Raw genomic sequence first — 1909 nt, 5'->3', positions numbered from 1 at the left:
ATGCCGCGGCGTACGCGCCGCGGACGATGTCACCCGCGCGGATCTGTGCCGCCCACATGCCGGCGAAGTTCGTCGCAAAGACCGACGGACGCAGGCTTACCCACTGCAGCCCCGAGTCGACGGCCAGTTGCTCTACCTCTTTGTTTCGGTCACCGCGAAACCGCGACGGTTGCCGCGAGAAGTCGTCGTCGGCATTGATCGCCGACAGGGCGACTAGCCGCGTAACTCCTTCGCGCTGCGCTTGCCCTACGACTGCGGCCAATTCGTCGCCCAGGGCACGCGAATTCAAAAACACCGCGGAAGCACCGGTGACCGCCTCGGCGGCCGACTCGACCACCTTAACATCGGCGGGAAGGCCGGCTGACTGCGGTTGACGGCTAACCGCGCGCACCTTCGCGCCGGCGCTGACAAGCTGAGTGACGAGCGGTCGGCCGACATTGCCGGTCGCTCCGGTAACGACGATGGTCATGATTTCTCCCTGGACCTAGCGGTTGTGTACGGGCCGCGCCAAGCAGCCCTGTATCCAAGGACGGGTTGGCGGCGCCGAAAGTTACACGCGCACACGTATTAGGCGCTACGGATCAGATCCACCGCGGTGCTCGCGGCGCTGAGGTAGCGCGCGTCAGGGCGGAAGGCGTTCTCCCGCATGGCCGCCTCGCAAATCTTGATCGCATGCTCGTCACCGATGTCGACGGCTTCGGCGGCCAGTGCGGCGAACGTGCGGTCGACTTCGATGGGTTCGGTGCTATCCGCTGCCCGCTGACCGCCAAAGCGAGTGAATAATTCGCGATTGACCTGTGCCATCGTGCGCAATGACGGTGCGTGCAGCTCGTCGGGCAGTTCCGGCAACAGCAGTCGCATCGCGGCTGGCGCAGTGATGGTGTGAATCAGCGGGATTGGGAACGACGGCTTGGTGCTGGCGTAGTGGCCAGCGTATTCGGCCGTCAGGTCACTTAGTGCTCGGTCCACTGCGACCGCTTGATCGTCGCCCGGGCCGGGATCGGTAGCCAGCGAGGTGAACGCAGTAGCCCAAAAGGCCAGGGCGCGAGCAAGTTCCTCGATCTGAAGCTCGCTCGGTCGGTCAGTCTCGCGCACCGACCGCACCGCATGGGCGGTACGAATCAGCCCATGGGTCAGTGACCCAGCGCAACCCGGCAACAGCCTCGGCCACCACATTCGCAATACATCGCGCCACGGCGCCTCAGCTAGTTCGTTCGCAAAGAGCTGCACCCAATCGCCGCCGCGGTTGCGATCGCCCAGCGCGACCCGCCAATCGCTGATCGGCTCTGTGGGCTTTGGCAGCAGCCCGTGGCGACGGTGGGCGATATTGGCGTCCACCCAGCCGTCGACCTCCTCGCAGTAACCGAGCTTGGCTAACGCCTCGGCGGCCATCGGCCCGTGATTGGCGAAGAAGTCGCCGACATAGAAGCCAGTGCTGCGCAACCGATCCAACGCTGCGTTCACCGCATCGAAGTAGTCAACCGATCCCATCGCATACCTCCTGCAACCAAGGACGGGCCAACGAGTGGAATTGTTACCGGCACCATCGTCGCGCAGTCACCTGTGAACCGCTGGGCGTGACCAGGATCACGCGACTGGCCGGCGAGGCAACGTGGGCCCGGTTCCAGGCGATTGGCCGCGCCACCTGCTACGTCTCACCCGCTCACGACGCACCCCGCGCCGGCGTGAGAGTGATTTCACGGCGGCGACACCGTGTGCAGTGGAGCAGCAACATCGCATCCCTACCTTCAATTCGGGACTGTCCGAAATTCAAGGCGTACGTCGAGGAGAACTCAGTGGCGCGAGCGCACACGATCACAGGTTGGGACCCGGAGGACCGGGCCGCATGGCAGTCGGGCGGCGAGGCCATCGCGCGACGAAACCTGCTGTGGTCGGTGGCCGCGGAGCA

At 65.0% G+C, this 1909-nt stretch carries 3 protein-coding genes; 1 reads left to right on the top strand and 2 read right to left on the bottom strand.

All coding sequences use genetic code 11. The annotated features are described in order from the left end of the window. A partial coding sequence (locus WAN71_RS07200) for an SDR family oxidoreductase (protein WP_422224674.1) occupies window positions 1-469 on the bottom strand: 469 nt, incomplete at its 3' end. Window positions 470-567: 98 nt separating this feature from the next. Next, window positions 568-1491: a hypothetical protein gene (locus WAN71_RS07195; RefSeq protein ID WP_422224673.1), complete on the bottom strand. Its 924-nt coding sequence runs from the start codon at window positions 1489-1491 to the stop codon at window positions 568-570. A 305-nt stretch (window positions 1492-1796) separates the two neighbouring features. Here WAN71_RS07195 and WAN71_RS07190 point away from each other — a divergent pair. Continuing rightward, a partial coding sequence (locus tag WAN71_RS07190) for a hypothetical protein (protein WP_422224675.1) occupies window positions 1797-1909 on the top strand: 113 nt, incomplete at its 3' end.

The organism is Mycobacterium sp. (assembly GCF_049280035.1).
Classification (GTDB): domain Bacteria; phylum Actinomycetota; class Actinomycetes; order Mycobacteriales; family Mycobacteriaceae; genus Mycobacterium.
This window is presented reverse-complemented; position numbering and strand designations above follow the sequence as displayed.

Bases quoted from the DNA above. Each gene is read 5' to 3' on its own strand.
- WAN71_RS07195 (WP_422224673.1), bottom strand. From the start codon at position 1,491: ATGGGATCGGTTGACTACTTCGATGCGGTGAACGCAGCGTTGGATCGG.